The 6,309-nt window shown below is 40.3% G+C and carries 4 protein-coding genes; 3 read left to right on the forward strand and 1 reads right to left on the reverse strand.

Annotated elements, in window-relative coordinates; translation table 11 throughout:
- The first annotated feature begins 32 nt into the window (after nt 1-32).
- Nucleotides 33-1,538, forward strand: a complete 1,506-nt coding sequence (pyk, locus tag ADG81_RS01805) for a pyruvate kinase (RefSeq protein ID WP_049550729.1) — start codon at nt 33-35, stop codon at nt 1,536-1,538.
- 307 nt (nt 1,539-1,845) lie between these two features.
- Here the strand turns inward: pyk and ADG81_RS01810 are convergent, their stop codons facing one another.
- Nucleotides 1,846-2,832, reverse strand: coding sequence for an L-lactate dehydrogenase (locus ADG81_RS01810; protein WP_020901464.1), 987 nt, complete (start codon nt 2,830-2,832; stop codon nt 1,846-1,848).
- A 194-nt stretch (nt 2,833-3,026) separates the two neighbouring features.
- Here ADG81_RS01810 and gyrA point away from each other — a divergent pair, with 194 nt between their 5' ends.
- Together gyrA and ADG81_RS01820 are read left to right on the forward strand one after the other, a co-directional pair.
- Nucleotides 3,027-5,495 carry a DNA gyrase subunit A gene (gene gyrA, locus ADG81_RS01815; protein WP_001154037.1) on the forward strand — a complete coding sequence of 823 codons (2,469 nt, stop codon included), beginning with the start codon at nt 3,027-3,029 and terminating at the stop codon, nt 5,493-5,495.
- On the forward strand, nt 5,495-6,238 hold the full coding sequence (locus ADG81_RS01820) for a class A sortase (protein WP_000018500.1): 744 nt from the start codon (nt 5,495-5,497) through the stop codon (nt 6,236-6,238). The genes gyrA and ADG81_RS01820 overlap by 1 nt, the downstream gene beginning before the upstream one ends.
- The last annotated feature ends 71 nt before the right edge of the window (nt 6,239-6,309 follow it).

The following is a 6,309-nucleotide window of genomic DNA, read 5'->3' on the forward strand; positions in this document are numbered from 1 at the left end:
AAGGTCATATATATAAAGGAGTCACAAAAATCATGAACAAACGTGTAAAAATCGTTGCAACTTTGGGACCTGCGGTAGAAATCCGTGGTGGTAAAAAATTCGGTGATGACGGTTACTGGGGTGAAAAACTTGATGTTGAAGCTTCAGCTAAAAACATTGCTAAATTGATTGAAGCTGGTGCTAACACATTCCGTTTCAACTTCTCACACGGTGACCACCAAGAACAAGGTGAGCGTATGGCAACTGTTAAACTTGCAGAAAAACTTGCAGGTAAAAAAGTTGGTTTCCTTCTTGATACAAAAGGACCAGAAATCCGTACAGAATTGTTTGAAGGAGATGCAAAAGAGTACTCTTACACAACTGGTGAAAAAATCCGTGTTGCGACTAAACAAGGAATCAAATCAACTCGTGATGTGATTGCATTGAACGTTGCTGGTGCTCTTGATATCTATGATGATGTTGAAGTTGGTCGTCAAGTTTTGGTTGACGATGGTAAACTTGGACTTCGTGTGGTTGCTAAAGATGACGCAACTCGTGAATTTGAAGTTGAAGTTGAAAACGATGGCGTAATTGCTAAACAAAAAGGTGTTAATATCCCTAACACTAAAATTCCTTTCCCAGCTCTTGCTGAACGTGATAACGATGATATCCGCTTTGGTCTTGAACAAGGTATCAACTTCATCGCGATTTCATTCGTACGTACTGCAAAAGACGTGAACGAAGTTCGTGCAATCTGTAAAGAAACTGGAAACGGACACGTTCAATTGTTCGCTAAAATCGAAAACCAACAAGGTATCGACAACTTGGATGAAATCATCGAAGCTGCTGATGGTATCATGATCGCTCGTGGTGACATGGGTATCGAAGTACCATTCGAGATGGTTCCAGTTTACCAAAAAATGATCATCAAGAAAGTCAATGCTGCAGGTAAAGTTGTTATCACAGCAACAAACATGCTTGAAACAATGACTGAAAAACCACGTGCAACTCGTTCAGAAGTATCAGACGTATTCAACGCTGTTATCGACGGTACTGATGCTACAATGCTTTCAGGTGAGTCTGCAAACGGTAAATACCCACTTGAGTCAGTAACTACAATGGCTACAATCGACAAGAACGCTCAAACTCTTCTTAACGAATACGGTCGTTTGAACTCAGATTCATTTGAACGTAACTCTAAGACAGAAGTAATGGCTTCAGCTGTTAAAGATGCTACTAACTCAATGGACATTAAATTGATTGTAACTCTTACTAAGACAGGTCACACTGCACGTTTGATTTCTAAATACCGTCCAAATGCTGATATCTTGGCATTGACATTCGACGAATTGACAGAACGTGGATTGATGTTGAACTGGGGTGTTATCCCAATGTTGACAGATGCTCCATCATCAACTGATGATATGTTCGAAATTGCTGAACGTAAAGCAGTTGAAGCAGGTCTTGTACAATCTGGTGACGATATCGTTATCGTAGCTGGTGTGCCAGTTGGAGAAGCTGTTCGTACAAACACAATGCGTATCCGTACAGTACGCTAATCAAAATGAAAAAAAGCCTATCATATCAAGCTTTCTAGCCTGTATGATGGGCTCTTTTTTTGTCTAGGGGGCAAAACTTTTTACTTTCGATTTAATGCGACGATATCAAGTGCGTCAAATACTGCTTGCTTCAGATTTTTTGTAACGTGAGTATAGATCTAATTGGTAGTTTTCGGATTTATGCCCAAACTGTGACATGATAGCTTTTAAAGTAATGTTCTTTTTTTACGTAAACTTCATAAAATGTTTAGTTAAGATAGAGATAAAAATAACTCCCTGATGACTCAAGGAGTTTTTTCTATCTAAATTAGTTTTTAGAAGCTGCTTCGAATTCTGGATTTTTCCATGCTTCGTCAATGATAGCTTGCAATTCTTTAGCAGATGCTTGCATTTTTTGAGTTTCTGCGTCGTTCAATGGGATATTTACTGGACGAACAATACCATGTGCACCAACAACAGCTGGTTGACCGATAAAGACGTTTTCAACTCCGTATTGACCTTCTTGGAATACTGAAAGTGGAAGTACTGCGTTTTCATCGTCAAGGATTGCTTTAGTGATACGGGCAAGGGCTACTGCGATACCGTAGTATGTTGCACCTTTTTTGTTGATGATTGTGTAGGCAGCATCACGAACACCTTCGAACAATTCAATCAATTCAGCTTCTTGAACATTTTGAGTGTCTTTAAGGAATTCTTCAAGGTTTACACCAGCGATGTTAGCGTGTGACCAAACAGCGAACTCAGAGTCACCGTGTTCACCCATAATGTAGGCGTGCACTGAACGAGCATCAACATCCAATTTTTCAGCAAGTGCTTGACGGAAACGAGCTGAGTCAAGTGAAGTACCTGAACCGATAACGCGTTCTTTAGGGAATCCAGAGAATTTCCAAGTTGAGTAAGTCAAGACGTCAACTGGGTTAGCAGCAACAAGGAAGATACCTTTGAAACCTGATTCAACAACTTGAGTTACAATTGATTTGTTGATAGCAAGGTTTTTACCTACAAGGTCAAGACGAGTTTCACCTGGTTTTTGAGGTGCACCTGCAGTGATTACAACAAGGTCAGCGTCTGCACAGTCAGAGTATTGAGCTGCATAGATTTTTTTAGGTGAAGTGAAGGCAAGGGCGTGACTAAGGTCAAGCGCATCACCAACAGCTTTTTCATGCAATTGTGGAATTTCGATAATTCCAAGCTCTTGTGCAATTCCTTGGTTAACAAGTGCAAAAGCGTAAGATGAACCTACAGCACCATCACCGACAAGGATAACTTTTTTGTGTTGTTTAGTTGAAGTCATTATTCTAAACATCTCCTTAATTTTATTCAGGGATTTCCCCAGTTATTTCAATTTTATCACTTTTAAAAAGCTTTGTCACGGATATGCATTAGAGTTCTTGATGTAAACGTTTTAGTGATTTTAGATACCTGAAATATGGAAGACATTATGGTATAATATTGTTAATTACTAATTGTGAAATGAGGCATTTATTAATGCAGGATAGAAATTTAGTGAATGTCAATCTGACAAAGGAGATGAAGACGAGCTTTATCGACTACGCCATGAGTGTTATCGTAGCGCGGGCTCTTCCTGATGTTCGAGATGGCTTGAAACCCGTTCATCGTCGGATTCTCTACGGAATGAATGAATTGGGTGTTACTCCAGACAAACCTCATAAAAAATCTGCTCGTATTACAGGGGATGTCATGGGGAAATACCACCCACACGGGGATTCCTCTATCTATGAAGCCATGGTCCGTATGGCTCAATGGTGGAGCTACCGTTACATGCTTGTCGATGGGCATGGAAACTTTGGTTCTATGGATGGAGACGGTGCAGCTGCCCAGCGTTATACTGAGGCACGTATGAGCAAGATTGCTCTGGAAATGCTTCGTGATATCAACAAAAATACAGTTGATTTCGTTGATAACTATGATGCCAATGAACGTGAACCCTTGGTATTGCCAGCGCGCTTTCCAAATCTTTTGGTTAATGGAGCGACTGGTATTGCGGTTGGGATGGCAACCAATATTCCACCTCATAACCTGGGTGAAACCATTGATGCAGTGAAGTTGGTCATGGACAATCCTGAAGTGACTACTAAGGACTTGATGGAAGTCTTGCCTGGTCCAGATTTTCCAACTGGTGCTCTTGTTATGGGGAAATCAGGTATTCATAAGGCTTATGAAACAGGTAAAGGTTCTATTGTCCTTCGTTCACGTACTGAAATTGAAGAAACTAAGACTGGCCGTGAGCGTATTGTTGTTACAGAATTTCCTTATATGGTCAATAAAACAAAGGTGCATGAGCATATTGTTCGTTTGGTTCAGGAAAAACGCATTGAGGGTATTACAGCAGTTCGTGATGAGTCAAACCGCGAAGGGGTTCGTTTCGTAATCGAGGTCAAACGTGATGCATCCGCAAATGTTATTCTCAATAACCTCTTCAAGATGACCCAGATGCAAACCAACTTTGGTTTCAATATGCTTGCTATCCAAAATGGTGTACCCAAGATTTTGTCCCTTCGTCAGATTTTGGATGCTTATATTGAGCACCAAAAAGAAGTGGTTGTTCGTCGGACTCGTTTTGATAAGGAAAAAGCAGAAGCGCGTGCTCATATCTTAGAAGGTCTCTTAATTGCGCTAGACCATATCGATGAAGTGATTCGTATCATCCGTGCTAGTGAAACGGATGCGGAAGCACAAGCTGAGTTGATGAGCAAGTTTAAGCTTTCTGAACGTCAAAGTCAAGCTATTCTTGATATGCGTCTTCGTCGTTTGACAGGTTTGGAACGCGATAAGATTCAGTCTGAGTATGATGACCTCTTGGCTCTGATTGCGGATTTAGCAGATATTCTTGCTAAGCCAGAACGTGTTTCTCAAATCATTAAAGATGAATTAGACGAAGTTAAGCGTAAGTTTGGCGACCAACGTCGTACTGAATTAATGGTCGGTGAAGTCTTAAGCCTTGAAGATGAGGACTTGATTGAAGAATCGGATGTCTTAATCACTCTTTCTAACAAAGGATACATCAAACGTCTGGACCAAGACGAATTTACCGCTCAAAAACGTGGTGGTCGTGGTGTTCAAGGTACTGGAGTTAAGGATGATGATTTTGTTCGTGAGTTAGTGTCAACTAGCACCCATGATCACTTACTCTTCTTTACAAATAAAGGCCGTGTCTATCGCCTGAAAGGCTATGAAATTCCTGAGTATGGTCGTACAGCCAAGGGCTTGCCGATTGTCAATCTTTTGAAATTGGATGAAGGCGAAAGTATTCAAACCATCATCAATGTCGAGTCAGAACGCAGTGATGATGCTTATCTCTTCTTCACAACCCGGTATGGTATTGTTAAGAGAACCAGCGTTAAGGAATTTGCTAACATTCGTCAAAATGGACTTAAAGCACTGAACCTCAAAGATGAAGATGAGTTGATTAATGTCTTGTTGACGGAAGAAGATACGGATATTATCATTGGTACCAAGTTTGGTTATGCAATTCGCTTTAATCAATCAGCCGTTCGTGGAATGAGTCGTATCGCTACGGGTGTGAAAGGTGTTAATCTCCGTGATGGGGACACAGTTGTTGGTGCTAGTGTGATTACAGACCAGGATGAGGTTCTGATCATCACTGAAAAAGGATATGGTAAGCGCACCGTTGCGACTGAATATCCAACAAAAGGTCGTGGTGGTAAAGGGATGCAAACTGCTAAAATTACTGAAAAGAATGGTTCCCTTGCTGGTCTTATGACAGTTAAAGGCGATGAAGATTTGATGATTATCACTGATACAGGTGTCATGATTCGAACCAACGTTGCCAATATTTCACAAACAGGTCGCTCAACTATGGGAGTTAAAGTGATGCGCCTGGACCAAGATGCTAAAATTGTAACCTTTACTACGGTTACAGCGGCAGAAAAAGAAGAAGTTGGGGCAGAAAACGAAACAGAAGGTGAAGCATAATGTCTCATAAAAAGAACAAAAAGAAAACAAATCGTAAAAATTTACTAATCAATATCCTGGCAGGATTTTTAATTCTCTTGTCACTTGCTTTGATTTTCAATTCAAAAATTCGTGATATGTTCATGGTTTGGAATACTAATAAATACCAAGTCAGCCAGGTATCAAAAGAAAAATTGGAAGAAAATCAAGATACAGAAGGAAATTTTGACTTTGATTCAGTAAAAGCTATCTCGTCAGAAGCTGTCTTATCCTCACAATGGGATTCGCAAAAATTGCCTGTTATCGGTGGAATTGCTGTTCCTGAGGTAGAAATTAACTTGCCTATTTTTAAGGGGCTCGATAATGTCAATCTCTTCTATGGAGCTGGTACAATGAAGCGTGACCAAGTGATGGGGAAAGGAAACTATTCACTTGCGAGCCATCACATCTTCACGGCGGAAAATGCCAGTCAAATGCTTTTTTCTCCACTGTCACGTGCTAAAAATGGGATGAAAATTTATCTAACTGATAAGGATAAAGTTTATACCTATGAAATCCGTGAAGTGAAGCATGTGACTCCAGATCGCGTCGATGAGATTGATGACCGTAGTGGTGTTGATGAAATCACGCTTGTAACCTGTGTAGACTATGATGCGACAGAGCGTATTATCGTAAAAGGTGATTTGAAAGATACAAAAGACTATTCACAAACCCCTGAAGAAATTCTAACAGCTTTCAATCAACCATATAAACAACGCTATTAAAGATAAAATCAGTAAAATCTGGCTCTTTGTCAACTGTAGTGGGTTGAATAAAAGCTAAAACCGAGAAAGGA

Source organism: Streptococcus pseudopneumoniae, assembly GCF_001070815.1.
Lineage (GTDB): Bacteria > Bacillota > Bacilli > Lactobacillales > Streptococcaceae > Streptococcus > Streptococcus pseudopneumoniae_P.